Raw genomic sequence first — 26,622 nt, forward strand, 5'->3', positions numbered from 1 at the left:
GCGCATTTAATGCTTATTTTAATAGGCTATGCGGTAAATTTGTAAGACAACTAAGTGATTGAATAATGAACAAAACAGAATTCTACGCGGATCTGAACCGCGATTTTAAGGCATTGATGGCGGGTGAGACCAGCTTCTTAGCTACTCTGGCAAATACTAGCGCATTGCTGTTTGAACGTCTCTCTGACGTGAACTGGGCCGGCTTTTACCTCCTGGAAGGTGAAACGCTGGTGCTCGGCCCGTTCCAGGGCAAACTGGCCTGCGTGCGTATTCCGGTAGGGCGTGGCGTATGCGGCACGGCGGTGGCCGAAAATCAGGTCCAGCGTGTGGAAGATGTTCATGCGTTTGACGGGCATATTGCCTGTGATGCTGCCAGTAATTCTGAAATCGTTCTGCCGCTGGTGGTAAAAAATCAGATTATTGGCGTTCTGGATATCGACAGTACGGTCTTCAGTCGCTTTACAACCGAGGACGAACAGGGGCTACGCGAGCTGGTGGCGAATCTGGAAAACGTACTCGCTGCAACCGATTATCAAAAATTCTTTGCGAGCGTCGCAGGATAATCAACGGATAACGTAGCATTTACTGATAGCGTCATTATAATGACGCCTGTTCATGCCTGCGCTTGTTGGCAACGTCCGTTGTAATCAGGAAATTTCATGGAAAATCAACCTAAGTTGAATAGCAGTAAAGAAGTTATCGCATTTCTGGCCGAGCGTTTCCCGCAGTGCTTCAGCGCGGAAGGTGAAGCTCGTCCCCTGAAAGTCGGTATTTTTCAGGATCTGGTGGCGCGTGTTGAAGGGGAAATGAACCTCAGCAAAACTCAGCTGCGTTCCGCCTTACGTCTTTATACTTCGAGCTGGCGTTACCTGTACGGTATCAAACCAGGCGCGACCCGCGTGGACCTCGACGGCAACCCTTGCGGTGAGCTGGACGAGCAGCACGTTGAGCACGCGCGCAAGCAGCTTGAAGAAGCCAAAGCACGCGTTCAGGCACAACGTGCAGAACAGCAGGCGAAAAAACGCGAAACCGCAGCGGCAAACGGCCAGGAAGAAGCGCCTCGTCGTGAGCGTAAACCACGCCCTGCGCCGCGCCGTCACGATAATAACGATCGCAAACCGCGTGCAGACAAACCAGCAGCAAAAGCCCCGCGTGCCCCTCGTGAAGAGCCGCGCCATACGCCGGTTTCTGACATTAACGCCCTGAGCGTAGGTCAGGCACTGAAGGTAAAAGCGGGTAACAATGCTATGGACGCCACCGTACTGGAAATCACCAAAGATGGCGTTCGTGTACAGCTGACTTCTGGTATGTCAATGATTGTACGCGCAGAACACTTGTTGTTCTGAAACGGAGGCCAAGCCTGGCATGAACACTTTTTTTAAGCTCACCGCGCTGGCGGGCCTGTTTGCCATAACAGGTCACGCTTTTGCAGTGGACGATATCACGCGTGTTGATCAAATTCCGGTACTCAAGGAAGAGACGCAACATGCGACGGTGAGCGAGCGCGTGACCTCACGTTTTACCCGCTCGCACTATCGTCAGTTCGATCTCGATCAGGCCTTTTCGGCCAAAATCTTTGACCGCTATCTGAACTTGCTGGATTACAGCCATAACGTTTTGCTCGCCAGCGATGTCGAGCAGTTCGCTAAGCGCAAATCCGAGGTGGGTGATGAGTTGCGTTCAGGCAAGCTGGATCTGTTTTACGATCTCTACAACCTGTCGCAAAAGCGCCGCTTTGAACGCTATCAGTACGCGCTGAAAGTGCTGGAACGTCCGATGGACTTCACCGGCACTGACACCTTTAATCTGGATCGCAGTAAAGCACCCTGGCCGAAAGATGAAGCCGAGTTGAATGCGCTGTGGGACGGTAAAGTTAAATACGACGAACTGAGCCTTAAGCTGACTGGCAAAGACGAAAAAGAGATCCGTGACACGCTGACGCGTCGTTACAAATTTGCCATTCGTCGTCTGGCGCAGACCAATAGTGAGGATGTTTTCTCACTCGCGATGACCGCCTTTGCGCACGAAATTGATCCGCACACCAACTATCTCTCTCCACGCAACACCGAACAGTTCAATACCGAGATGAGCCTGTCTCTGGAAGGTATCGGCGCGGTGCTGCAGATGGACGATGATTACACGGTGATCAATTCCATGGTCGCGGGTGGCCCGGCGTCCAAAAGCAAAGCGATTAGCGTAGGCGATCGCATTGTGGGTGTAGGACAAACAGGCCAGAACATGGTCGACGTGATCGGCTGGCGTCTCGATGACGTGGTTGCGCTGATCAAAGGTCCGAAAGGCAGCAAGGTTCGTCTGGAAATTCTGCCTGCCGGTAAAGGCACTAAAACCCGTATCGTTACCCTGACCCGCGAGCGTATCCGTCTGGAAGACCGCGCGGTGAAAATGTCGGTGAAAACCGTGGGTAAAGAGAAGGTCGGTGTCCTGGATATTCCTGGCTTCTACGTAGGGCTGACTGACGATGTGAAAGTTCAGCTGCAGAAGCTTGAGAAGCAGAACGTCAGCAGCATTATCATCGACCTGCGCAGTAACGGCGGCGGGGCGCTGACAGAAGCGGTTTCACTCTCCGGTCTGTTCATTCCATCTGGCCCGGTGGTTCAGGTGCGCGATAACAACGGTAAAGTGCGTGAAGATGCCGACAACGACGGTGTGGTCTACTACAAAGGCCCGCTGGTGGTCCTGGTTGACCGCTTCAGTGCTTCCGCGTCTGAAATCTTTGCCGCTGCAATGCAGGACTATGGTCGCGCGCTGATTGTCGGTGAGCCAACCTTCGGGAAAGGTACCGTACAGCAGTATCGCTCTCTGAATCGTATTTACGATCAGATGCTGCGTCCGGAATGGCCTGCGCTGGGCTCAGTTCAGTACACCATTCAGAAATTCTACCGCGTGAACGGCGGCAGTACGCAGCGTAAGGGCGTAACGCCGGACATCATGATGCCGACAGGCACGGAAGAGACGGAAACCGGCGAGAAGTTTGAAGATAACGCCTTGCCGTGGGACAGCATCAATGCCGCGACCTACGTGAAAGCGGGTGATATGACGCAATTTGGCCCAGAACTGCTGAAAGCGCATAACGACCGCATCGCGAAAGATCCGGAGTTCCAGTACATCATGAAGGACATTGCACGATTCAATGCCCTGAAAGATAAGCGGAATATCGTTTCTCTGAACTATGCACAGCGTGAGAAAGAGAACAACGAGGATGATGCAACCCGCCTGGCGCGTATCAACGATCGCTTCAAGCGCGAAGGCAAGCCTCTGCTCAAGAAACTGGACGATCTGCCAAAAGATTACCAGGAGCCGGATCCGTATCTGGACGAGACGGTGCATATCGCTCTCGACCTGGCGAATCAGGAAAAAGAGAAACAAGCCGTACAGCCCGCTCCGGCAAAATAACCTCCCAACAGGCACAAGAAATTGTGCCTGTTTCTTTTTGTTCTGCATCCTTCCGTCAGTCAGATTTCCAATTGTGTAAAGTTGTGTCTTTCTGGTGACTTACGCCCGCCGGATGCTTGAAAATAGCCGCAATACCCATACGATGTGGGTAATCGCATAGTGCGTTTTGTTAAACTGAGGTAAAAAGAAAATTATGATGCGAATCGCGCTCTTCCTGCTCACCAACCTGGCGGTCATGGTGGTTTTCGGGCTCGTGCTAAGCCTGACAGGAATTCAGTCGAGCAGCGTTCAGGGTCTGTTGATTATGGCGCTGCTGTTTGGTTTTGGTGGCTCGTTCATCTCCCTGCTGATGTCGAAGTGGATGGCACTGAAATCGGTGGGTGGTGAGGTTATTGAACAGCCGCGTAACGATATGGAACAGTGGCTGATGAACACGGTGGCTCAGCAATCCCGTCAGGCCGGGATCGCCATGCCGCAGGTGGCGATTTACCATGCCCCGGACATCAACGCTTTCGCCACGGGCGCCCGTCGCGATGCGTCACTGGTTGCCGTCAGCACCGGATTGCTGCAGAACATGAGCCGTGACGAAGCCGAAGCGGTTATTGCCCACGAAATCAGCCATATCGCCAACGGTGACATGGTGACCATGACCCTGATTCAGGGCGTGGTGAACACCTTCGTGATCTTCATCTCCCGTATTCTGGCGCAGATCGCGGCAGGCTTTATGGGCGGAGACCGTGATGAAGGTGAAGAGAGCAACGGCAACCCGCTGATCTACTTCGCCGTTTCGATGGTTCTGGAACTGGTATTCGGTATTCTGGCCAGCATCATCACCATGTGGTTCTCCCGCCACCGTGAATTCCACGCGGATGCCGGCTCGGCGAAGCTGGTTGGTCGTGAGAAGATGATTGCCGCGCTGCAGCGTCTGAAAACCAGCTACGAGCCGCAGGAAGCGAACAGCATGATGGCCTTCTGCATTAACGGTAAATCCAAATCGCTGAGCGAGCTGTTTATGTCTCACCCGCCGCTGGATAAACGTATCGAAGCGCTGCGCAGTGGGGAATATCTGAAGTAACGCTAAGAACTCTAATAAGCCGGGCAGGAGAACACTCCGCCCGGCTTTTTTTATGCCTGAACCCTGGGCTGGGTCACGCGCAGGCCGCTGATGACCGCCGCGAGCGAGGCAAGGGCTCCCGCGGTGAGAAGCGCAACATGGTTGCCGTTTTGCCCGGCGAGGTTAAACATCAGGGCGACCAGGGCTGCGCCGCTGCTTTGTCCCAGAAGGCGCGCGGTCCCCAGCATGCCGCTGGCACCACCGCTGCGATGGCGCGGCGCGGAAGTGATGATGGTGTGATTGTTAGGGGACTGGAACAGGCCAAATCCTGCGCCGCACAGGATCATGCGCCAGATGATGTCCAGATCGGTTGGCGATGACGGTAGCAGCGCCAGCGCGAATAGGCCTGTCGCCATCACCGCAAGCCCCAATGCTCCCAGTAAACCGGCATGGACGCGTTCAATTAAGTAACCTGCCAGCGGCGCCATCACCATGGTCGCCAGTGGCCAGGGGGTTAACAGCAGGCCGGTCTCCACTTCTGAACGGCCGACCACGCTCTGCAGAAAGAAGGGCAAAGATACCAGAGCCAGCATTTGGGCGCAGAACGAGCAGACAGACGTGCAAATGGAGAGGGAAAAAAGGGGAATACGCAGCAGATCGACCGGCAGTAAAGGCACGGGGAGAGTGAGCTGGCGGCGAACAAAGAAGAATCCGATCGCCAGCAGGGCGATAAGCTCCGCTCCGGTAAGCATCAGAGACTGTCCCTGCGCAAAGCCGCTCAGCGCCGTAATCAGCAGGCCAAAGGTCAGGGCATTCATCACCGCACTCGCCACATCAAAGCGCGGCATGGTGCTTTTAGGGCCGTTAGCGGGAAGAAAGCGAAGGGCAAAGAATATAGCGACAATGCCCAGCGGCACGTTAATAGCAAACAGCCATTGCCATGACGCAACGGAAAGGATCGCCGCCGCAATAGTTGGCCCGGCGGCGGAAGAGACAGCGACAATAAACGAGTTTATCCCCATGCCGCGCCCCAGATGACGCTGGGGATAAATTAAGCGGATCAACGCCGTGTTTACGCTCATGAGCGCCGCGCCGCCAAAACCCTGCGCGATGCGGGCAAGCGTCAAGGTATGCAGCGAATCTGAAAGGGCGCATAGCAAGGACGTGAAGGTGAAAACCACCAGGCCGCACTGATACACCCGACGGTAACCGAACATATCGCCCAGGAAAGAGAACGAGAGCAGGGAAACCACAATCGCAATCTGATATGCGTTAACGATCCATATCGAACTGGCGGGAGAGGCATGCAGGTCGCTGGCGATGGTTGGCAGGGCAACGTTCGCGATTGCGCCGTCAAGGACGGCCATTGAGATACCGATAATGATGGTCGCTATAGCGCCATACCGCTGGGGTAAAGGCAGGCCATCGGAAAGGGTCTTTTCCATTAGGATTAAAAAAGCTCAGCATGAAATTATTCTCAGGATAACTATTTTAGCATTGTTACAGCCGCGATATGTCGCAGATTTGTAACGAAGTAAACGCGGATTGATTGCAGGTGACATGACGGGAACTTATAATAAAAACCGGTTCTGATTTTTATAAAACACTCTCTATGAGGTGGTAAATGGCTATTGCGGATTTGGATAAACAGCCAGATTCTGTTTCTTCCGTGCTGAAGGTGTTTGGCATCTTACAGGCGCTGGGGGAAGAGCGTGAAATAGGTATTACAGAGTTGTCGCAGCGCGTGATGATGTCTAAAAGCACCGTATATCGCTTTTTACAAACCATGAAGTCGCTGGGCTACGTTGCCCAGGAAGGCGAATCTGAAAAATACTCTCTGACGCTTAAGCTGTTTGAGCTGGGCGCTCGTGCGCTGCAAAATGTTGACCTGATCCGCAGCGCTGATATCCAGATGCGTGAAATCTCTCGCCTGACCAAAGAGACCATCCATCTCGGTGCGCTGGATGAAGACAGCATTGTTTACATCCATAAAATCGACTCCATGTACAATTTGCGCATGTACTCGCGCATTGGTCGTCGCAACCCGCTCTACAGCACCGCGATTGGTAAGGTTCTGCTGGCCTGGCGCGATCGTGAGGAAGTGAAACAGATCCTCGAAGGCGTGGAATACAAGCAAAGTACCTCGCGAACCATTACCAGCACAGACGCGCTGTTAACGGTGCTCGATCGCGTACGTGAGCAGGGGTATGGCGAAGATAACGAAGAGCAGGAAGAAGGGCTGCGCTGCATCGGCGTTCCGGTGTTTGACCGCTTTGGCGTAGTAATCGCGGGCTTAAGTATCTCCTTCCCAACCTTACGCTTCTCCGAAGAGCGCCTGCATGAGTATGTGGCTATTCTGCACACTGCCGCACGTAAGATTTCTGAACAAATGGGTTATCACGACTACCCGTTTTAATCTCTGCTCGCATAAAAAACGCCGCATCTGCTGCGGCGTTTTTTATATCAGTCATGTCACCTGCTGATTAGCCATTATCAATCACGACGGATGTCTTTCGCAGGACCGGACAGTTGGTCAAGCCAACGATCCCGCTGTCAGTATGCAGATATTGCGCAGTGCTCACGCCCTGTGCTGTTAAATATTTACATTGAATCCCTAACCCGGCTGCGTTTTCGGTGCTTCCAACAAGCACGCCATAACCCGTGAGCAGAAGGCCAATCCAGACGATAGCCAGTGCAATAATTGTTCGAATAATGAAGCGCATCATTAACCTCTTTTGTCGTTGTTATCATAAAGCTAGCGTAAACGGTTTACACGATGAAACAAGTGCAGGATTCTGAAAAAAGTGCGATGGCGGTACAGTTAGTCCTTGTTTAAGATAAGCGTGTTAACCTCGTTACATCAGGTTTTTAGACGGAGTGTGGAGTGAAAAAAATACGCTGGGTAATTCTGATTATCGTGCTGATAGCGTGCGTGGTGTTATGGACGCAGACGATCAATGTGATGTGCGATCAGGATGTACAGTTTTTTAGCGGCGTTTGCGCAATCAATAAGTTTATTCCGTGGTAATACGCATTTTTTCTCAAGGTGATTTCCTTCCTTCGCGCCAGTGGTAAAATAGACGTTTTTATTGAGGTGGTGAAATGGGTGAGTTACTGAATTCAGGGCTGCTGAATATGGCATCCCTGATGATTTCTTTGGTTGTTCTGCTTGTGGGCCTGGTCATTTGGTTTTTTGTGAACCGCGCCAGCTCCCGTACTAACGAGCAGATTGAACTGCTGGAAGCGCTGCTCGATCAGCAAAAACGTCAGAATGCGCTGCTACGCCGTCTGTGTGAGGCTAACGAACCGGAAGAGAAAGACGCGCCGAAAGACGCGGTCGCTGAAGAAAGCAAAGACGAAGACGACTTTATCCGCCTGGTGGCTGAGCGTTAATCTTTTTATGCTGGGAGGTGGCTGTGGTCTGGAAAAATCCCTGGTATGACCCCTCCCTGAAACATCACACCCCGAACGGTTTTCGTAATACCGATCCTGTCGGACATCAACCCGGCGATCTTGACCGTTGGCGCAAAGCGCGTAAAGAGGCCGGTTTACCGAAGCCACCCGCGCTGGGCTATGAAGACTTTATCCAACAGTGGTGGCAACCGGTTGAGCTTACGCAACCTCATGAAGATGGGGTATGGTGGCTGGGACACGCGAGCGTAATGCTGCAGCTGGACGGCAATATCATCCTTACCGATCCGGTTTTTTCACAGCGCGCTTCTCCACTCCCTTTCCTGGGACCCCAGCGCAAAACGCCTCCCGTGCTGTCAGTCTGTCAACTCAATCAGCTTGATGCGGTCGTCATCTCCCATAATCATTACGATCATCTTGATGATGTGACCATTCGCCGTATTCTCAAACGCTTCCCTGAGGTCAGTTTTTTTGTTCCGCTGGGCCTGGCCGACTGGTTTCGCCGCCGGGGGGCAAAACGCGTGGTTGAGCTCGACTGGTGGCAGAGCTTCACCTGGCAGGGGATGACGCTGACCGCCGTACCGGCACAGCACTGGAGTATGCGCACGCCATGGAACCGCAATCGCTCATTATGGTGCGGCTGGGTTATGGAAGGTCGACATCATCGTTTCTGGTTCAGCGGAGATACGGGGTATTCGCCTGAACTGCTATTGATACCTGAACGCCTTGGCCATATCGATGCTGCCGCGTTACCAATAGGTGCCTATGCCCCACGATGGTTCATGGCTGTCCATCATATGGATCCGCAATCTGCGGTGGCATTGTGGCAGCAGCTGGGTTGTCCTCTGGCGTTTCCCATTCACTGGGGCGTGTTTGAACTGGCAGATGAAGCCCTTGATGAACCTGTGCGGGAGTTAACTGACGCGCTAGATAATTTAGCACCAGTTAATCATTCTTTCAGGGTACTGAAAGTTGGTGAGTATTTATCCTTATAAGCGAAGCGATAACGTAGTGCATATATTCTGTATGTAAACGCGTGCAGGAATGTTTTATTTTTATCGAAACGTTTTGCTTGCCTTCTTTTGATGCAGAGTCATAAAAATTTCATTATTTTGGTGCATAACACTGTTTATTAGTTGGTGCATTTTAATACAGTTCGGCGCGGGTTATTAACAGTGTTTTTTCTCTGAAACAATTTGGTCGCGTTACAATGATTTAAGCATAAGTTTTCACAAATTGTTCTAACTCAATCAGGACGTAAGATTTCTTTTCCCGTTTGCTGGACGCTTCGTAATGATTGAGCTATGTTAAAAAAGTCTTAGATTACAGCGCTTGTGAAAGCAACGCTGGGTCTTTGTTACGCAGCAGAGCTGTCTGTAAGTGATGCGCATAATTGTGCAAAACCTGACAGGCACTGTTCGAATTTGTGCGGCGGATCGAGACATGTTTAAAAATGGCTTGCCATATTAAACATAGTGTGTGATAACACGTTTTGGGTCAAACGAGGTACAGTTCTGTTTATGTGTGGCATTTTCAGTAAAGAAGTCCTGAGTAAACACGTTGTCGTTGAATACCGCTTCTCTGCCGAACCTTATATTAGTGCCTCATGCAGTAATGTCTCAGTTTTATCTCAGTTAATGCCTGCGGGCTAAGAAAACACTCTAAGGAATTTTGCAAAATGGCAAAGATTAAAGGTCAAGTTAAGTGGTTCAACGAGTCTAAAGGTTTTGGTTTCATTACTCCTGCTGACGGCAGCAAAGACGTGTTCGTACACTTCTCTGCAATCCAGGGTAACGGCTTCAAAACTCTGGCTGAAGGCCAGAACGTTGAGTTCGAAATTCAGGACGGCCAGAAAGGCCCAGCTGCAGTTAACGTAACTGCTATCTGATCGAACCGCTGCTGACTGAAGCGCTTCGCACTTCAATCTCAGACATAAAGCCTCGCATAATGCGGGGCTTTTTTATGTCCCTTATCTTTCAAAATATTACCATTGGCGGTCTTGTTAGTAACTTGTTGCAAAGCTGCGAGGTTAGTAGCACTGTTTTGCCACCTTAAACCCATCTTTTCCCGTTAAATCAGGGCGTTGTTTAACAGTCCTGGGGTTCAGGTGAAGAAGAAATTGATAACCACCGCTGGCAATTTCACGCCAGCGCGTTTTGTGCTGCTCTGTTTAGCTATTTTTTGTAGTCTGGCTTTTTTGCTGGGCCGCGTTGCCTGGCTGCAAATCATCAAGCCTGACAATCTGGTGAAGCAGGAAGATATGCGATCCCTCCGCCAGCTGGCGATTGATGCGCCGCGGGGCATGATAATGGATCGCGAAGGTCGCCCCCTGGCGGTGAGCGTGCCCGTCCGGGCCGTCTGGGCCGATCCTAAAACGGTGCTGGCAAAAGGGGGCGTTGGCATTGACGAACGCTGGCAGGCGTTGGCAAACGCGCTGCATCTCTCCCTGGGCACACTTTCGGCGAGAATCAACGCCATCCCGCAGGGGCGTTTTATTTATCTTGCCCGTCAGGTCGATCCCGCACAGGCGAAGTGGATCGATAAGCTGAATCTGCCCGGTATCAATTTACGCGATGAATCCCGCCGTTTTTATCCTGCCGGCCATGTGGCAGCGAACCTGATTGGCTTCACCAATATTGACGGGCAGGGCATTGAAGGTGTGGAAAAAAGCTTTAACGCGCAGCTGACCGGCAAGGCCGGAGTGCGGCAGGTAAGGGAAGACCGCTACGGTCGCGTGGTTGAAAACCTGACGGAAGTGGCGCCCGTGCCGGCGCATAACATCCAGTTAAGTATCGACGAGCGGCTGCAAACCATCACCGAAGATGCACTCGATAATGCCGTGGCCTGGAACAAGGCCGAGTCTGGCGCATCGGTGCTAATAAATATCCCAACCGGGGAAATACTCGCCATGGCGAGCTATCCGGATTTCAACCCCAATAATCGGGAAGGCGCGACGATAAACGATTTTCGTAATCGCGCGATCAGCGATACGTTCGAACCCGGTTCGACGGTCAAGCCGCTGGTGCTGATGACGGCCCTGCAGCAGGGCCTGGTCCAGCCGGACAGCGTGATTGACACTCACCCGTATACCCTTGACGGGCATCGTATCCGCGACGTGGGCTATTATCCTGAACTGACGATGACCGGGATCCTGCAAAAATCGAGCGACACCGGCGTATCCCGACTCTCTCTGGCAATGCCTGTCCAGCATCTTATTGATACCTATCGAAACTTTGGGTTTGGCACGAATACGGGGCTTGGCTTAACGGGCGAGAGCGCGGGGCTGTTGCCAAATCGTAAATACTGGAGCCAGCTCGATCGTGCGACCTTTGCCTTCGGCTACGGGCTGATGGTGACGCCGCTCCAGCTGGCGCACGTCTACGCCACGATCGGAGGCTTCGGGCTCGAGCGACCTCTCTCGATTACGCGTATCGATCCACCCGTTATCGGGCACCGGGTCATGCCGGAAGAGATCGCACACGAGGTGGAACACATGATGGAGAGCGTTGCGCTGCCCGGCGGCGGGGGCGTTAAGGCCGCCATTCGCGATTACCGGGTGGCGGTGAAAACCGGCACGGCGAAGAAAATTGACGACAGCGGAAAGTACGTCGATAAATACGTTGCGTATACGGCCGGCGTTGCGCCCGCCAGCGATCCGCGCTTTGCTCTGGTGGTGGTCATTAACGATCCGCAAAATGGCGCCTACTACGGCGGTGCCGTTTCCGCGCCTGTCTTCAGCGAGATTATGGGTAACGTGCTGCGTCTGGAGAATGTAAAACCTGACGGGTTACCGGCGGGCTCCGATCACCTTATCGTTATGCGTTAACCGGGCGTTTATAACCAGGGCGAATAGCGGTACACTTCGCCCTTTGATTATGCTCCGGAGTCACCATGTCCTTCAGCTGCCCCCTTTGCCACGCCCCCCTGACGCATTCAGATAAAAGCTGTACCTGTCCGCAGGGGCATCAGTTTGATATGGCAAAAGAAGGCTACGTGAATCTTCTGCCGGTGCAGCATAAGCGCTCCCGCGATCCAGGCGACAGTGCAGAGATGATGCAGGCGCGTCGTGCGTTTCTGGATGCCGGGCACTATCTGCCGCTGCGGGAGACCGTCGCGCAGATGCTGAATGACATCCTGCCGGGTTCAGCCACCGCCATGCTCGATATCGGCTGCGGGGAAGGGTATTACACCGCACGGTTTGCCGGGATTGCACGCGAGAAGGGCGCGTTGACATTCGGTCTGGACGTGTCGAAAGTGGCCATTCGCGCGGCGGCAAAGCGTTACGCGGACGTGACGTTCTGCGTGGCATCCAGCCACCGGCTGCCGTTTGACGATGCCAGCATGGATGCGGTTATCCGCATTTACGCGCCCTGCAAGGCGGAAGAGCTGGCTCGCGTGGTGAAACCGGGCGGATGGGTAGTCACCGTAACGCCGGGCCCGCGTCATCTGATGGAGCTGAAAGGGCTGATCTACGACGAAGTGCGACTGCATGCCCCTCATTCTGAACAGCTGGCCGGTTTTACCCTGAAGCAGGAGCAAACCGTAGCGTATGAAATGACGCTTAAAGGGGAAGAAGCAACCGCGCTGCTGCAGATGACGCCGTTCGCGTGGCGGGCAAAACCGGAAGTGTGGGAAGCGTTAGCTGTACAATCAATATTTAACTGCCAGACGGATTTCAGTATCCACGTCTGGCAGCGCGAAGATTAACCGGCGAAGTGTGCCCAGAGGATCTGGGCACCAATGCCAATCAGCACAATTCCTCCCAGGATCTCGGCGCGTTTACCCAGCAGCGGGCCGATAAACCGTCCGACCATCATGCCCAGCGTGGACATGATCAGCGTTGCGCAGCCGATGGCCAGCGCGGTGGCGATAATATTGACCTGCAGGAATGCCAGACCGACGCCGACGGCCATCGCATCAAGGCTGGTGGCAATTGCCGTGGCGACCAGCAGCCAGAACCCGTGGCGGTGCTGCGGCTCCTCGTCTTCATCATCACCGCCGCGAAAACCTTCTATCACCATTCGGCCACCGAGAAACACCAGCAGTACGAAGGCAATCCAGTGGTTCCACTCCAGCACGAACTGGCTGGCGAGCATGCCAAGTCCCCAACCGATAAGCGGCGTCAGCGTTTCGATAGCGCCAAAAATGAGGCCGGTACGCAGGGCTTCTGAGAACTTAGGTTTGTGGAGCGTGGCGCCTTTTCCGATGGAAGCCGCAAAAGCGTCCATGGACATGCCAAAAGCGAGGAGGATCGTAGCGGAGATATTCATAACAGCGTCCAGACCGGGGATATCCATATGACACATCACTGCCCCCAGTAAACAGCAGTTGATGTATCTATGGTCTCGCCTGATCGCGCCGCACATAAGATGTGCTGTCAGCGATCCGTACGCGCCACGTTTTTCAACGAGTATGTTGACACGTACATTTCCTGCGAGCAGGAAATCGGCTACTCCCCAACGACGGGCGCAACCTTAACATATTTTGAGAATATAAAACAACAATGAAGAGGCATTATTTAAAATGCTTGGTGATAACGATTTTCATTTGTCTTTAAGCGTGAAAATATCGTTAACAAATAGAGAACAAATTAACGAAAGGGATATAGCTTTGGCTATATTTCTTGCGGAAGATAAACACAGAATATAGCCATTGCTATATATTTAACTCATTGAGTTTTAACAAGTAAATTGTATATCTTTTCCAGGTCGTCAATATTCTTCACCCGAATAAGCAGGCGGCGTTGTTCTAATTGCATCACCAGCACACCGTCTTCGGATAAATTCATCTCTTTTATACGGTTATATTCTATCCACACATTGGCGAAGAAAAATCCGCGGGATTTAAAAATGATTTTCGGCGTGCGGATCCAGAACAGATAAACCGCCATTAATGCCAGCGCACATAATAACCATGTGGTTAATATTGCACCATGGCTGGTGACGTTATTGTAAATAAGAATAACGATGAGACCCGCGAAGATAAACGCATCCACGCGCCCGCGTCGCAGAAGGGGAAGGGAGAGCAGCGTCTCGCCGTGACGGCGGGGCATGATGAATTCGTCATAGATCGCGTAAGCCAGAAGGGCAGCAATAAATAAAACCAGTACGATGTCCGCGACAGTCATTCATCCTCCAGATAAAAAAACCGGGGGCAAGCCCCCGGCCTATAGCATTGAAACTTACAGACCCAGCAGGCCGACAGCGTAGCCCGCGATACCGATGACGAAGAAGCCAACGATAATCCACAGCGGGTTCACTTTCTTACGCAGCAGCCACATGCAGGCAAAGGTCAACAGCAGCGGTACCAGGCCAGGCATCAGCTGGTCCAGAATCGTCTGCACGGTGGTGACGCGGGTCTGACCATCCTGACCGGTGATGGTCGATACCACCAGCGGGATGTTCACGTGCGTCCACTTGTTAACCAGCGCCCCCATGACAAACAGGCCGAGGATTGACGCCCCCTCAGTCAGTTTTTGCAGGAAGCCGCCGCCCATGTCCTTAACGATGTCCACCCCTTTACGGTAACCGTAGGCCACACCGTAGTATCGGGTCAGCAGGCGCACGGCGTTGAACAGGATGAAGAACAGCAGCGGGCCAAGCAGGCTGCCGCTCATCGCGATACCGGCACCCAGCGCCGCGAAGACCGGACGGACGGTACCCCAGAAGATTGGGTCACCGACACCGGCCAGCGGGCCCATCAGGCCGACTTTGATACCGTTGATGGCACCGTCGTCAATCTCTGCGCCGTTCGCACGCTGTTCTTCCATCGCCAGCGTTACGCCCAGTACGGGGGCCGCAACGTAAGGATGGGTGTTAAAGAATTCCAGGTGACGCTTGATCGCCTGACGGCGCGCTTCGTTGTTTTCCGGGTACAGGCGTTTGATCGCCGGCACCATGGAGAAGCAGAAGCCCAGCGCCTGCATACGTTCGAAGTTCCATGAACCCTGAAACAGGTTAGAACGGATGAACACGCCACGAATATCACCCGGAGTGAGTTTTTTCTCGGTGGTAGTTTTTGTCATATCAACCATTTCGCTCACCTGCTAGTCCAGTTCGTTATCGAGATCGTTGTTACCAGCAGCCTGTGCTGGGGCACCCGCGACGCGGTTATATTTCGGGCTGAGCTGGATGTAGAGAATCGCCATTACCGCACCAATCACACCCAGTGCAACCAGGTTGAAGTTGGTGAAGGCAGCGGTCACGAAGCCGAGGTAGAAGAACGGCATCAGATAGCCTGCGCGCATCATGTTGATGACCATCGCATAACCGACGACCACGATCATGCCGCCCGCGATGTTCAGACCGCCGGTGACCACTTCTGGAATGGCGTTCAGCATGCTCTGCACTTCACTGGTACCAACAGAGATCGCCACGATAACCGCCGGGATCGCGATACGCATCGCCTGCAGGAACAGGGATGAAACGTGGATCCACGACAGTGCCGTGAGGTTGCCGTTTTCGGCCGCCTTATCCGCCGCGTGCTGGAAGGCAACGGTGATAGTACGAACGATGATGGTCAGAACCTGGCCAGCTGCAGCCAGCGGGATCGCCAGCGCGATACCGGCACCAATACTCTGGTGACCAGCAATAACCAGAACGGTCGAAATGATAGAGGCCAGCGCGGCATCGGGCGCAACCGCCGCGCCGATGTTCATCCAGCCCAGGGCGATCATTTCCAGGGTACCACCGATGATGATACCGGTTTTCATGTCACCCAGAACGGCCCCAATCAGCGTACAGGCCACCAGAGGGCGGTGGAACTGAAATTCATCAAGTACGGATTCCATACCCGCAATACATGCGACGACGAACACCAGCACAATCTGAAGAGTGGTAATCTCCATTGCACTTCTCCTATTACATAAACTTTATATGAGAACCGGCGCGGGCTTATTTCCCAACTTTGCCGATCAAATCCATCATTTTCAGTTTTTGATCCGTAGAAACCTTACGGGCTTCCAGTTCAATACCGCGCGCATTCAGCTTGTTGAATGCCTCGATATCTTTCGCATCGACTGAAATGGCGTTGTTGACCTGCGTTTTGCCCTGACGGAATGCCATACCACCGATGTTCACGGAGGTGATTTTCACGCCGCCTTCAACAATGCGCTCAACGTCTGTCGGGTTAGTGAACAGGAGCATTACGCGTTCACCCGCATATTTCGGGTTGTTGTAAACGCGGATCATCTTGGCGACATCCACGACGTGCGCGGTAACGCCAGGAGGAGCAACCTGAGTCAGAAGGGTTTTACGTACGGTATCGGCGGCAACTTCATCGCTGACCACGATAATGCGTCGAACGTTGGTCTCTTTGGTCCAGCGCGTCGCGACCTGGCCGTGGATTAAGCGGTCATCAATACGCGCCAGGCCGATGACCATGTAATCGTTCGGGCCCATCGGTTTTGTCGGTGCTGCCGCTTTTGGTGCCGCTGCAGGCGCAGGGGCAGGTTTTTCAACCGGCTGTGCCTTCAGGGCTTTTACCCCTTCGCGACCGGTTTCAACGGCCAGCGCCACCAGCTCATCAAACGCCGGATTGTCGTCGCGCGCCATGAAGGTTTCCACCAGCATGGGAATATTAACCCCGGCGACAACTTCATAGTGCTCTTTATCGACGACAATGCGGCTGGCGGCATTGAACGGGCTGCCGCCCCATGTATCAACGAGAAACAGCACGCCTTTGCTGGTATCCAGCTTCGCGAGTTGAGCGTTGTACTTCTCTATCAGCGTCTCGGCGTTTTCACCGGGAACGAAATCGATCCAGCCGACGTTTTCCTGCTCGCCCAACAGCATCTCTGCCGTTTTAAGTAGCTGCTCAGCAGCCCAACCATGTGTGCCTATGACAATAGCAATGGTCACTTGCTACCTCCTTTTATTATCATTAATACGCCTGCCAGGCAGCCGTACTGAGAATCGTATTGGCGAACCGAATCGATTCAGATAAGGGTTAGAGTTCAAAAAAACTAAGACTTCCGCGAATTATTTTAGATAGTGAAAAAATAATTTATGTGATGAAGATCCGTAATTTAGCCACGCGTGACAGATTTATCTGTAGCATAAAGCCGCTGTGTTACAGAACTTTGCAAAGGAACGTAAATCTTTGCTAAAAACACATTGTCTCTGATATGTTTAGCCTCCGTTTAATCGTTCAGGAGTATAGGGCTACAGCCCACTATATGGACCGTCACCGACGTCAGTCATCTGCCAGGCCATTTCGCGCCATATTCACCGGCGATCCTCGCCACGTATCGACTCTGTTTGCCTCAGTTTTGCCCACGTTGAGTGGGGCACCGTTTCGTCATTCCTTTAGCAGGAGCTTGTCATGGAATTCTTAATGGACCCGTCAATCTGGGTGGGATTGCTCACGCTGGTGGTGCTGGAGATTGTTCTCGGCATTGATAACCTGGTGTTTATCGCCATCCTTGCGGACAAACTGCCGCCAAAACAGCGTGATAAAGCGCGTCTGATTGGTCTCTCGCTGGCGCTGGTTATGCGACTGGGGCTGCTATCCGTCATCTCCTGGATGGTCACGCTGACCAAACCGCTGTTCTCCGTCATGGATTACACCTTCTCCGGGCGTGATTTAATCATGCTGATTGGGGGGATATTCCTGCTTTTCAAAGCGACGACGGAGCTACACGAGCGGCTGGAAAACCGTCAGCACGATGATGGGCACGGCAAAGGCTATGCCAGCTTCTGGGTGGTGGTGCTGCAGATCGTGGTGCTTGATGCGGTCTTCTCGCTGGATGCGGTGATCACGGCGGTCGGCATGGTGAATCATCTGCCGGTAATGATGGCGGCTGTCGTTATTGCGATGGCGGTCATGCTGCTGGCCTCGAAGCCGCTGACGCGCTTCGTTAACCAGCATCCAACGGTGGTCGTGCTGTGTCTGAGCTTCCTGCTGATGATTGGTCTGAGCCTGGTGGCGGAAGGTTTTGGCTTCCATATTCCGAAAGGCTACCTGTACGCCGCGATTGGCTTCTCGATTCTGATCGAGCTGTTCAACCAGATTGCGCGCCGTAACTTTATTAAGCAGCAGTCAAATCAGCCGCTGCGCGCCCGTACCGCGGATGCCATTCTGCGCCTGATGGGCGGTCGTCGTCAGGTTAACGTTCAGTCTGATGCCGAAAACCATAACCCGGTTCCGGTCCCGGAAGGGGCGTTTGTGGAACAAGAGCGCTACATGATTAACGGCGTGCTCTCCCTGGCCTCCCGTTCGCTGCGCGGCATCATGACGCCGCGTGGGGAAATCAGCTGGGTTGATGCAAACCTGAGCGTCGATGAAATTCGCCAGCAGCTGCTCTCTTCTCCGCACAGCCTGTTCCCGGTGTGTCGCGGAGAGCTGGATGAGATCATCGGCGTGGTGCGGGCAAAAGAGATGCTGGTGGCCCTGGAAGAGGGCGTCAACGTGGAAGCCGTTGCCGCCGCGTCGCCTGCGATTGTCGTGCCGGAAACGCTGGATCCTATCAACCTGCTCGGGGTGCTGCGCCGCGCTCGCGGTAGCTTTGTTATCGTCACCAACGAGTTTGGCGTGGTGCAGGGGCTGGTTACGCCGCTGGACGTGCTGGAAGCGATTGCCGGTGAATTCCCGGATGCCGACGAAACGCCAGAGATTGTTGCCGACGGTGAAGGCTGGCTGGTTAAAGGTACCACCGACCTGCACGCGCTCTCGCACACGCTGGGGCTGGAAAACGTGATCAACGATGAAGAAGACATCGCGACCGTTGCCGGCCTGGTGATCGCGGTTAACGGGCAAATCCCGCGCGTCGGAGATGTGATCGAGCTGGCGCCGCTGCACATTACGATCGTTGAAGCCAACGACTATCGCGTTGATATGGTTCGCATTGTTAAAGAACAATCTGCCCACGACGAAGATGAGTAAGCCGGCTTAGCGCAGCGGCATTAAGGGCACGATGTGCCCGTTATGATGCGCTGGCGGGGACGAACTTCCCGCCAGCCACTTCGGAAAATCCCGTAGCGGCATGGGCCGCGCATAGAAAAACCCCTGCAGGACAGGCACGCCATGGCGGCGCAAATAGCGCGCCTGCTCCTCCGTCTCGACCCCTTCAGCCACCAGTTCAATATTCAGCCGCTGTCCCAGCGCAATAATCATATCCGTCACCGTCGAGTTCACGGCGTCGGTGCCGATGGCGGTGGTAAACGACTGGTCGATTTTCAGCACGTCCGGGTGAAGCTTTTCAAGCCAGGAGAGGGAGCTGTTCCCGGTACCAAAATCGTCGATGGCCAGCTTCACCCCTTTGCGATGCAGTTCGCGCACGATGCGATAATCCGCATCCAGCAGCGCATCCCGTTCCGTGAGTTCAATCACCAGCTGCTGGCGCGGACAGGCGCTGAACCAGAGGCGGTTCAGGTCCTGTATCAACACCGCGTGACGGAAATGGCTGGCGGCGACGTTAATAGCGATGTGAAAACCGGCGCTGGAAGGGAAGTAGCCTATCTGGCGCACCGTTTCGGCGATGACGTAGCGGGTCAGGGGGACAATCTGGTTATGTTCTTCTGCCAGGGGGATAAACACCTCCGGGGTGATCCAACCCTGACGGGGGTTATTCCAGCGCAGCAGGATCTCCACGCCGGTGCACGCCTGGGTACGGGCATTCACCAGCGGCTGGCAGAAAAGCTCAAATTCCCGCGCCGCAATGCCCATATCGATCTCCCACGTAAAGCTCATCCGGTTTGCCGTTGCCAGCCAGGCGAGATAGCCCAGCAGCAGGCTGAGCATGAGTCCCAGCGGCAGCTGGGCTGGCAGGCTTTTTAAGGCTAATTCTCCAGGGCCTGGCCCGCTGACCGTAATGGTGAAAGGGTTTCGGGTTGACGATTGCCGGAAAAGAGAGCCCTCCTCATCAAACGTCAGGCTGTCGCTGACGCGTTGTCCATAGCGCAGAAAGCGATCGCCCACGGTTAGCGCCACGTCATTAATAAGCGGGCGCTGGGGCTCAAGGATCATTTTGGCAATCAGATCGATATTGATGATTTCGATAACGCCAGCTTCACCGTCCTGAGAGACGGGATACCACTGGATCAATATCGGGCTACCCTTAAGCAGCCACTGGTCGCTCGATAAAATCAGCTTCGCCGTGCTGGCGGGTAATTCTTTCAGGAAGTCGCGAACGGGCACATTGCGGCTCCCGAAAATACTCGAGCAGTACAGGATTCCGTCGTTAATCAGGGCGATGGAGCGTACCGTCTGCAAAATGGCGGCCTGCTTTCGCAGCGCCAGGTGCGCCTGCGGGCAGGGCTGCCCCACCAGGGGCTGCAGCACGCTGCGGCGGTTCTCTAAAGAAAGCAGGACGTTATCAAGGGCGCGAACGGTGTGGCTTGTAAAATCGAGGATCCGCTGTTGGTTAACATTGCGCTGTGAAATAAAGCGAATGCCTAACGTCAGGATGAGCGTGAGGAGCGCAACCGTCACACAGACGATAGCGCGTTTTCGGCGATAGTTTTTAATGATCGTTTGTGCAGTTTGCATGAACGGTCGCCTGATAAGCCACCAGCCACAAAAGCCGGACGCAACAGTAAAAGTGTAGTGGGGAAAGCAGAAGGAGACGAGAAAGAAGAGGGAAATTCGCCCATCCGTTGCAGATGGGCGAAAGGCAGTATTAGTCGCACTGCACCTTAATGGCCAGGCCACCGCGGGACGTCTCGCGGTATTTCGCGTTCATGTCCTTGCCGGTTTCGTACATGGTTTCAATCACCTTATCCAGCGATACGCGAGGTTCGCTGGTACGGCGCATTGCCATACGTGAGGCGTTGATGGCTTTCACCGAAGCAATCGCGTTACGCTCGATGCACGGCACCTGCACCTGGCCCGCGACCGGGTCACAGGTCAGACCGAGGTTATGTTCCATACCGATTTCCGCCGCCACGCAGACCTGCTCAGGGCTTGCGCCCAGCAGCTCTGCCAGACCGGCCGCCGCCATGGAGCAGGCAACGCCCACTTCACCCTGACAGCCCACTTCCGCACCGGAGATGGAGGCATTCATTTTGTACAGCGCACCAATGGCACCTGCCGCCAGGAAATAGCGGATATAGATGTCCGGCGTCACGGGCTCAATAAAGTGATCGTAGTAGGCCAGCACTGCCGGAACGATACCGCACGCACCGTTGGTTGGCGCCGTCACGACGCGGCCACCGGCGGCGTTCTCTTCGTTAACCGCCAGGGCAAACATGTTTACCCAGTCGACCACGTTCATCGGGTCATTGGAGAACTTGTCCGTGGTCACCAGCATACGGCGCAGGGCAGAGGCACGACGCGGTACGCGCAGTGGGCCCGGCAGAACGCCTTCGGTGTTCATCCCGCGGTCGATACAGGCGCGCATGGTTTGCCAGACGTTCGCAAAATAGTCTTCAATCTCTTTTTTGCTGTGCAGGGCCAGTTCGTTCTGCATCACCATGCCGGACAGTGAAAGACCGGTCTCTTTGCAGTAGCCCAGCATCTCAGTAGCCGATTTGAACGGGTACGGTACGCTGACGTCGCCGACGCTGTCTTTGCCAAAATGCTCTTCATCCACGATGAAGCCACCGCCGATGGAGTAGTACGTTTTGCTGTAAATCTCTTTTTCACCGCTGTAAGCGTGAATGGTCATGCCGTTTTCGTGCAGCGGCAGGTTGTCGCTGCGAAAACGCATGCCGTCATCCTGCGGGAAATCGACTTCCTGCTGGCCGTTTGCCAGCAGCAGGCGGCCGCGTGTTTCCACGTCGCGGATGAATGCCGGGATGGCATCAATATCAACGGTATCCGGCATATTGCCTGCCAGACCCATAATAATGGCGATATCGGTGTGGTGGCCTTTACCCGTTAATGACAGCGAGCCGTAAACATCCACGGCGACACGGGTAACGCTTTCCAGTAATCCTTTTTCGACCAGATCATCGACGAACTGTTTACCGGCCTTCATCGGGCCAACAGTATGGGAAGACGAAGGGCCAATTCCCACTTTGAACATGTCGAATATACTAATCACTTTCACACTCCTGACAGGGTTACCGGGGTTCCAGTAACGATGTTATAACTGCGCATAGTGTAAGAGGGAACACCGACCTCGGCTTAACTATTCACATGAATTAAACTAATGGTTAACGATGGGTTTTGCTAATAGCGCGACGCGGATCGCAAACCTGCGAAAAAGGGTGGAATGTAAAGTATAGTCAAGGTTTCAGGCCGATTTGCAGCGCCAGTTCGCGAATGATGCCCGCCGTCATGCCCCAGACAAAATAATGCTGATACCAGGACAACCAGACCCGATGGTCATGCCCGCGACGATGGATATCCAGCGGATGATAACGGCTTAGCCGGAGCGCCTCTTCAAGCGGCATTTCAAACACCGCGGACACTTCATCGACGCTGGCGTGATACTGCAGGCCAGGCGGGATAATGCCCACCACCGGCGTGACCTGAAAACCGGTGACGCTGTCGACGGGCGGCAGCACGCCGATGACCTCCACAGCCTCCGGCGGAATGGCAACCTCTTCCTGCGCTTCCCGCAGCGCGGCGGCAATCAGCGAGGCGTCGGAGCTGTCAACTGCGCCACCCGGAAAGGCGACCTGACCCGCGTGCTTACGCAAATGGGGAGAACGCTGGGTGAGCAGCAGGCCCGGCTGCGCGCGACGCACGACCGGGATCAGCACGGCCGCCTGACGCTGGTTCAGCGCTTCGCGGTTGACCTGCGGTCGTAATAGCTGAAAGCGAGATAAAAAATCGTCCAGCGTCAGGTTCTCTTTTTCCACCCGTGATTACTCCAGTTGTTTCAGGATACGGTTAACTTTATCAAAGGTTTCCTGATATTCCGCATCGACCTGGCTATCGGCAACAATGCCGCCCCCGGCCGAACAGTAAAGATTTCCGTCGCAGGCCGTCAGCGTGCGAATGGTAATGCTGGTATCCATGGTGCCGCACAGGCTGATATAGCCGATGCTGCCGCACCAGGCGTTGCGGCGGTGCGGCTCCAGCTCATCAATGATCTCCATCGCCCGCACCTTTGGCGCGCCGGTGATGGAGCCGCCCGGGAACGCGGCGCGGAGCAGATCGCAGGCGGTGCGAGAGGCGGGTAGACGCGCGGTAATGGTACTGACCAGATGATGCACCGCCGGGAAAGGCTCGACGACAAACAGTTCCGGCACGCGCACGCTGCCCGGTTCGGCGACGCGGCCAATGTCGTTACGCATTAGATCGACAATCATCAGGTTCTCGGCGCGGTCTTTCGGAGAGGCGGCGAGTTTTTCCGCCTGCTGGCGATCGGCGTCGGGATCGGCAAGACGCGGCAGAGTGCCTTTAATCGGACGGGTTTGAATCGTGCCCTCGGCCAGATGAATAAAGCGCTCGGGTGACAGGCTGAGGATGGCCCCCTGTGCCAGACGGACAAACGCGCTGAACGGCGCCTTGTTGCTGGCGTTAAGACGCGTAAACGCCTGCCACTCATCTCCACGGTATGTCGCCTGGAAGCGCTGGGCGAGGTTAACCTGATAGCAGTCACCGCTTTGCAGATACGCCTGAACGCGCGCGAATTTTTCGGCGTACTCCGCTGCGCTCATATTTGAGCGCCAGCCTGAGGTCAACGTAAACGTCTGTGCCGGTGCAGGCTGTTGCGCCTCAAGCCACGCCAGACGCGCCTGCACGTCATGATGGCTCAGCAGGGAAACCGTTTTTTTCTGGTGATCGACAATTAACGCCCAGTCATACAGTCCCACGGCCATGTCTGGCAGGGAAATATCAGCCAGCGCATGCTCCGGCAGCGTTTCGAAACGGCGACCCAGATCGTAACCAAACAGGCCCAGCGCGCCCCCCTGAAAAGGGAGGTCCGGGTTCGGCGCGGCAGATAAGCCCAGCGCGTTAATGGCTTGCTGAAGCTGCAGCAGGGGATCTTCCGTTAACGACAGGTCATCGGTTGTCAGCGTCTTTAGCGGATCGGCCACCAGAATGTCGAAGCGGCTATAGGGATGGTCCGCATGGCCGGAATGCAGCAGCATCGCAAACGGAAGATGGCTCAGGCGGGCAAACCAGAATTCAGCGGCGTCTGCACGCCAGGGCAAGGTAATAACAGTGGGGAAGCGCATGTTCATGTGTGGCATACTACCGGGCAGCGTGAAATAATTAGCGCGAATAATTTAGCAGGAGTTGACGATGTTTGCAGGTTTACCTTCTCTGAGCCATGAACAGCAGCAGGAAGCGGTTGAGCGAATTCAGGAACTGATGTCCCAGGGGATGAGCAGCGGACAGGCAATTACCGTTGTCGCAGAGGAGATTCGCGCCAGTCATTCCGGCGAGCGGATCGTGGCGCGTTTCGAAGATGAAGATGAAGATCCAGAAGAGTAATCGGGCCTACACCGCCGCGATAATCTTAATCTCTACCTTATATTCCGGCTTCATCAGCGTGGCCTGTACGGTACAGCGTACAGGCGCGTGACCCGCCACTACCCATGCATCCCAGGCTTTGTTCATCGCCGCGAAATCCTCTTTGTTTGCCAGGAAAATCGTTGCATCCAGAATGCGGGATTTGTCGCTGCCCTGTTTTTCCAGCACCGCATCAATCTGCGCCAGGGTGTTAGCCGTCTGCTCGAACGCATCCGCGTCCAGGTTAGCCGGTACGCCGGTGTAGTAGAGCGTCTGATTATGGATCACCACATCAGACCAGCGGGCTTCGGCATCAATGCGCACAATTGTCATAAACGTTTCCTCGTTATTTTTCGTCGTCAGGCGGCAAGACTGCCATATTGTTCTCCTGTCGTCACTATTTGGGGTGGCACAGGAGAGGATGGGCTGACATAATCCCTGTGCAAAAATACAGTGAGAGAGCACCGTGGCAGACGATTTTTCCCCTGAAGGTCAATTAGCGCAGGCTATTCCCGGCTTCAAGCCCCGTGAGCCTCAGCGCCAGATGGCGCACGCCGTTGCACGCGCCATCGATAAGGCTCAGCCGCTGGTGGTCGAAGCCGGAACCGGCACGGGTAAAACGTATGCTTACCTTGCTCCGGCGCTGCGCGCGAAGAAGAAGGTGATTATTTCCACCGGTTCGAAGGCGCTGCAGGATCAGCTCTACAGCCGCGATTTGCCCACGGTGGCGAAAGCGCTGAAATATAAGGGGCGTCTGGCCCTGCTGAAGGGGCGCTCTAACTATCTCTGCCTGGAACGTCTTGAGCAGCAGGCGCTGGCGGGCGGCGACCTGCCGGTGCAAACCCTCAGCGACGTTATTATCCTTCGCGCCTGGGCGAACCAGACCGAAGAGGGTGATATCAGCACCTGCGCGAGCGTGCCGGAAGACTCGCCTGCCTGGCCGCTGGTGACCAGCACCAACGACAACTGCCTCGGCAGCGACTGTCCGCTTTATAAAGACTGCTTTGTGGTGAAAGCGCGCAAAACGGCGATGGACGCGGATGTGGTGGTGGTGAACCACCATCTGTTCCTCGCGGATATGGTCGTCAAGGACAGCGGTTTCGGCGAGCTGATCCCGGAGGCGGACGTGATGATCTTCGACGAAGCCCATCAGCTTCCGGACATCGCCAGCCAGTACTTCGGCCAGTCGCTTTCCAGCCGCCAGCTGCAGGATCTGGCGAAAGATTTCACCATCGCTTACCGGACCGAACTCAAAGATACCCAGCAGCTGCAGAAGTGCGCCGACCGTCTGGCGCAAAGCGCGCAGGATTTCCGCTTGCAGCTCGGCGAGCCGGGCTATCGCGGTAACCTGCGCGAGCTTCTGGCGGACAAAAACATCCAGCGCGCGCTGCTGCTGCTCGATGATGCCCTCGAACTCTGCTACGACGTGGCAAAACTGTCCCTCGGCCGTTCCGCGCTGCTGGACGCGGCCTTCGAACGCGCCACGCTGTATCGCGGGCGGCTCAAACGGCTGAAAGAGATTAACCAGCCGGGGTTCAGCTACTGGTATGAGTGCACTTCGCGGCACTTCACGCTGGCGCTCACGCCGCTGACGGTGGCGGATAAATTTAAAGAGGTGATGGCGCAAAAACCGGGAAGCTGGATCTTCACCTCGGCAACCCTGTCGGTGAATGACGATCTGCATCACTTCACGGAACGTCTCGGCATTGAGGAGGCGGAATCGCTGCTCCTGCCCAGCCCGTTCGATTACGAAAAACAGGCGCTGCTCTGCGTTCCCCGTAATCTGCCGCTGCCGAACCAGCCGGGCGCGGCGCGCCACCTGGCCGCGATGTTAAAACCGATGATCGAGGCCAATAACGGCCGCTGCTTTATGCTCTGCACCTCTCACGCCATGATGCGCGACCTCGCCGAGCAGTTCCGCACTACCATGACGCTACCGGTGCTGCTGCAGGGAGAAACCAGCAAAGGCCAGCTGTTACAGCAGTTTGTCAGCGCCGGGAATGCCCTGCTGGTGGCTACCAGCAGCTTCTGGGAAGGGGTCGATGTGCGGGGGGATACGCTCTCGCTGGTGATCATTGATAAGCTGCCGTTTACCTCCCCGGACGATCCGCTGCTGAAGGCGCGCATGGAAGACTGCCGTCTGCGCGGGGGCGATCCGTTTGACGAGGTACAGCTCCCGGACGCGGTGATTACCCTCAAGCAGGGGGTAGGGCGATTGATCCGCGACGTTACCGATCGCGGAGTGCTGGTCATTTGCGATAACCGGCTGGTGATGCGCCCTTACGGCGCCACCTTCCTTGCCAGCCTGCCGCCCGCGCCGCGGACGCGGGACATAAAACGCGCGGTGCGCTTCCTGGCAAACCCAACGGCGGAGTAATTTACCCGGGAGTATGCTA

General features: G+C 54.8%; 27 protein-coding genes and 1 pseudogene. 16 read left to right on the top strand and 12 right to left on the bottom strand.

Annotated elements, in window-relative coordinates:
• The first annotated feature begins 65 nt into the window (after positions 1-65).
• The 4 genes from ADJ24_RS04690 (at position 66) to htpX (ending at position 4,489) form a co-directional block, all read left to right on the top strand.
• Positions 66-563, top strand: coding sequence for a GAF domain-containing protein (locus tag ADJ24_RS04690; protein ID WP_008500476.1), 498 nt, complete (start codon positions 66-68; stop codon positions 561-563).
• 96 nt (positions 564-659) lie between these two features.
• Positions 660-1,346, top strand: a complete 687-nt coding sequence (gene proQ / locus ADJ24_RS04695) for an RNA chaperone ProQ (RefSeq protein WP_023312212.1) — start codon at positions 660-662, stop codon at positions 1,344-1,346.
• Positions 1,347-1,365: 19 nt separating this feature from the next.
• Complete coding sequence (gene prc / locus ADJ24_RS04700; protein WP_023312211.1) at positions 1,366-3,414, top strand: carboxy terminal-processing peptidase; 2,049 nt, start codon at positions 1,366-1,368, stop codon at positions 3,412-3,414.
• A gap of 193 nt (positions 3,415-3,607) precedes the next feature.
• A complete protein-coding gene (htpX, locus tag ADJ24_RS04705) occupies positions 3,608-4,489 on the top strand; it encodes a protease HtpX (protein WP_023312210.1) in 882 nt (293 codons plus the stop codon).
• A 50-nt stretch (positions 4,490-4,539) separates the two neighbouring features.
• Here the strand turns inward: htpX and ADJ24_RS04710 are convergent, their stop codons facing one another.
• Entirely contained in the window at positions 4,540-5,913 is a 1,374-nt protein-coding gene (locus tag ADJ24_RS04710) for an MFS transporter (RefSeq protein ID WP_023312209.1), read from the bottom strand.
• A 179-nt stretch (positions 5,914-6,092) separates the two neighbouring features.
• On the opposite strand from ADJ24_RS04710, the gene kdgR reads away from it, so the two are divergent.
• Positions 6,093-6,884 carry a DNA-binding transcriptional regulator KdgR gene (gene kdgR / locus ADJ24_RS04715; protein ID WP_023312208.1) on the top strand — a complete coding sequence of 264 codons (792 nt, stop codon included), beginning with the start codon at positions 6,093-6,095 and terminating at the stop codon, positions 6,882-6,884.
• A gap of 67 nt (positions 6,885-6,951) precedes the next feature.
• Here the strand turns inward: kdgR and ADJ24_RS04720 are convergent, their stop codons facing one another.
• Complete coding sequence (locus ADJ24_RS04720) at positions 6,952-7,191, bottom strand: YobH family protein (RefSeq protein WP_023312207.1); 240 nt, start codon at positions 7,189-7,191, stop codon at positions 6,952-6,954.
• A 161-nt stretch (positions 7,192-7,352) separates the two neighbouring features.
• Here ADJ24_RS04720 and mgrB point away from each other — a divergent pair, with 161 nt between their 5' ends.
• The 7 genes and pseudogenes from mgrB to rlmA all read left to right on the top strand — a co-directional run bounded on the left by mgrB (position 7,353) and on the right by rlmA (position 12,586).
• Positions 7,353-7,496 (top strand): PhoP/PhoQ regulator MgrB, encoded by a 144-nt coding sequence (gene mgrB, locus ADJ24_RS04725; RefSeq protein ID WP_006175995.1) that lies wholly within the window; start codon positions 7,353-7,355, stop codon positions 7,494-7,496.
• Positions 7,497-7,570: 74 nt separating this feature from the next.
• Positions 7,571-7,861 (top strand): YebO family protein, encoded by a 291-nt coding sequence (locus tag ADJ24_RS04730; RefSeq protein ID WP_023312206.1) that lies wholly within the window; start codon positions 7,571-7,573, stop codon positions 7,859-7,861.
• A 23-nt stretch (positions 7,862-7,884) separates the two neighbouring features.
• Positions 7,885-8,874, top strand: coding sequence for an MBL fold metallo-hydrolase (locus tag ADJ24_RS04735; RefSeq protein WP_023312205.1), 990 nt, complete (start codon positions 7,885-7,887; stop codon positions 8,872-8,874).
• Between the two features lie 525 nt (positions 8,875-9,399).
• A pseudogene (locus ADJ24_RS23400) lies at positions 9,400-9,544 on the top strand (DUF2627 domain-containing protein).
• A gap of 13 nt (positions 9,545-9,557) precedes the next feature.
• On the top strand, positions 9,558-9,767 hold the full coding sequence (gene cspE / locus ADJ24_RS04740; RefSeq protein WP_001062678.1) for a transcription antiterminator/RNA stability regulator CspE: 210 nt from the start codon (positions 9,558-9,560) through the stop codon (positions 9,765-9,767).
• A gap of 219 nt (positions 9,768-9,986) precedes the next feature.
• Positions 9,987-11,705, top strand: a complete 1,719-nt coding sequence (ftsI, locus tag ADJ24_RS04745; RefSeq protein ID WP_032668478.1) for a peptidoglycan glycosyltransferase FtsI — start codon at positions 9,987-9,989, stop codon at positions 11,703-11,705.
• A gap of 65 nt (positions 11,706-11,770) precedes the next feature.
• Positions 11,771-12,586, top strand: coding sequence for a 23S rRNA (guanine(745)-N(1))-methyltransferase (gene rlmA / locus ADJ24_RS04750; protein ID WP_023312203.1), 816 nt, complete (start codon positions 11,771-11,773; stop codon positions 12,584-12,586).
• Here the strand turns inward: rlmA and mntP are convergent.
• From mntP to manX, 5 genes are all read right to left on the bottom strand, one after another.
• Entirely contained in the window at positions 12,583-13,149 is a 567-nt protein-coding gene (gene mntP, locus ADJ24_RS04755) for a manganese efflux pump MntP (protein WP_032668504.1), read from the bottom strand. The genes rlmA and mntP overlap by 4 nt on opposite strands.
• Before the next feature lie 398 nt (positions 13,150-13,547).
• Positions 13,548-14,006: a DUF986 family protein gene (locus ADJ24_RS04760; RefSeq protein WP_023312201.1), complete on the bottom strand. Its 459-nt coding sequence runs from the start codon at positions 14,004-14,006 to the stop codon at positions 13,548-13,550.
• 54 nt (positions 14,007-14,060) lie between these two features.
• Positions 14,061-14,912, bottom strand: a complete 852-nt coding sequence (locus tag ADJ24_RS04765; RefSeq protein ID WP_006810994.1) for a PTS mannose transporter subunit IID — start codon at positions 14,910-14,912, stop codon at positions 14,061-14,063.
• Between the two features lie 12 nt (positions 14,913-14,924).
• Positions 14,925-15,725 (bottom strand): PTS mannose transporter subunit IIC, encoded by an 801-nt coding sequence (gene manY, locus ADJ24_RS04770; RefSeq protein WP_008500490.1) that lies wholly within the window; start codon positions 15,723-15,725, stop codon positions 14,925-14,927.
• Between the two features lie 46 nt (positions 15,726-15,771).
• Positions 15,772-16,737 carry a PTS mannose transporter subunit IIAB gene (gene manX, locus ADJ24_RS04775; protein ID WP_023312200.1) on the bottom strand — a complete coding sequence of 322 codons (966 nt, stop codon included), beginning with the start codon at positions 16,735-16,737 and terminating at the stop codon, positions 15,772-15,774.
• 317 nt (positions 16,738-17,054) lie between these two features.
• On the opposite strand from manX, the gene ADJ24_RS25785 reads away from it, so the two are divergent.
• Both ADJ24_RS25785 and yoaE read left to right on the top strand, forming a co-directional pair.
• Entirely contained in the window at positions 17,055-17,213 is a 159-nt protein-coding gene (locus ADJ24_RS25785; RefSeq protein ID WP_371287257.1) for a protein YoaL, read from the top strand.
• A complete protein-coding gene (gene yoaE, locus ADJ24_RS04780; RefSeq protein WP_023312199.1) occupies positions 17,201-18,760 on the top strand; it encodes a CNNM family cation transport protein YoaE in 1,560 nt (519 codons plus the stop codon). Before ADJ24_RS25785 ends, yoaE begins: the two co-directional genes overlap by 13 nt.
• Positions 18,761-18,766: 6 nt before the next feature.
• On the opposite strand, the gene ADJ24_RS04785 is transcribed toward yoaE, so the two are convergent.
• The 4 genes from ADJ24_RS04785 to pabB form a co-directional block, all read right to left on the bottom strand.
• Entirely contained in the window at positions 18,767-20,365 is a 1,599-nt protein-coding gene (locus tag ADJ24_RS04785; protein ID WP_023312198.1) for an EAL domain-containing protein, read from the bottom strand.
• Between the two features lie 130 nt (positions 20,366-20,495).
• On the bottom strand, positions 20,496-21,860 hold the full coding sequence (sdaA, locus tag ADJ24_RS04790; RefSeq protein WP_023312197.1) for an L-serine ammonia-lyase: 1,365 nt from the start codon (positions 21,858-21,860) through the stop codon (positions 20,496-20,498).
• Positions 21,861-22,044: 184 nt separating this feature from the next.
• The gene (locus ADJ24_RS04795; protein ID WP_023312196.1) at positions 22,045-22,623 is read right to left on the bottom strand and encodes a CoA pyrophosphatase; all 579 of its coding nucleotides are present in this window, start codon (positions 22,621-22,623) and stop codon (positions 22,045-22,047) included.
• Between the two features lie 6 nt (positions 22,624-22,629).
• Positions 22,630-23,955 carry an aminodeoxychorismate synthase component 1 gene (gene pabB, locus ADJ24_RS04800; RefSeq protein ID WP_032668475.1) on the bottom strand — a complete coding sequence of 442 codons (1,326 nt, stop codon included), beginning with the start codon at positions 23,953-23,955 and terminating at the stop codon, positions 22,630-22,632.
• A gap of 61 nt (positions 23,956-24,016) precedes the next feature.
• On the opposite strand from pabB, the gene ADJ24_RS04805 reads away from it, so the two are divergent.
• A complete protein-coding gene (locus ADJ24_RS04805; protein WP_023312194.1) occupies positions 24,017-24,208 on the top strand; it encodes a YoaH family protein in 192 nt (63 codons plus the stop codon).
• Between the two features lie 6 nt (positions 24,209-24,214).
• On the opposite strand, the gene ADJ24_RS04810 is transcribed toward ADJ24_RS04805, so the two are convergent.
• Positions 24,215-24,559, bottom strand: coding sequence for a RidA family protein (locus tag ADJ24_RS04810; RefSeq protein ID WP_023312193.1), 345 nt, complete (start codon positions 24,557-24,559; stop codon positions 24,215-24,217).
• Positions 24,560-24,692: 133 nt separating this feature from the next.
• Between ADJ24_RS04810 and ADJ24_RS04815 the strand changes: the two genes are divergently transcribed.
• Positions 24,693-26,603 carry an ATP-dependent DNA helicase gene (locus ADJ24_RS04815; protein WP_023312192.1) on the top strand — a complete coding sequence of 637 codons (1,911 nt, stop codon included), beginning with the start codon at positions 24,693-24,695 and terminating at the stop codon, positions 26,601-26,603.
• Positions 26,604-26,622 lie beyond the last annotated feature (19 nt).

This window comes from Enterobacter sp. 940_PEND, assembly GCF_001059415.1.
In the GTDB taxonomy this organism is placed as follows: Bacteria; Pseudomonadota; Gammaproteobacteria; order Enterobacterales; family Enterobacteriaceae; genus Enterobacter; species Enterobacter cloacae_M.